Below are 272 nucleotides of genomic sequence, written 5' to 3'. Positions count from 1 at the left end.
ATATGGGAATCGGCCTGATCGCCGCTGCTTTTCCTTATTACTTGGTGTCCCTACGAACCTTATATAAAACAGAAACCCAGTTTATCCTACTAGCGATTACCGGAGGCTTGCTGTTTTTAACTTTGTTTGGCACACCGATTAATGGCTCTAAGCGTTGGTTGAATTTAGGTTTTTTAAACTTTCAGGTCGCAGAATTGGCCAAACTGGTCATGATTGTATTCGTATCTGACTTTGTCGTGCGTCGATCTTTTGAGGTTCGTAATGGCTGGGAT

The 272-nt window shown here is 42.6% G+C and carries 1 protein-coding gene; it reads left to right on the top strand.

Features of this window, described 5'->3' with window-relative positions:
* Positions 1–272, top strand: a 272-nt coding sequence (locus tag AAEZ03_RS27390) for an FtsW/RodA/SpoVE family cell cycle protein (protein WP_350582998.1), incomplete at both ends; no start/stop codon positions are given.

The organism is Pseudomonas sp. HY2-MNA-CIBAN-0224, assembly GCF_040310285.1.
GTDB classification, from domain to species: Bacteria; Pseudomonadota; Gammaproteobacteria; order Pseudomonadales; family Pseudomonadaceae; genus Aquipseudomonas; species Aquipseudomonas helleri.
The sequence above is the reverse complement of the archived record's forward strand: the minus strand, read 5'-3'. Positions and strand labels throughout refer to the sequence as shown.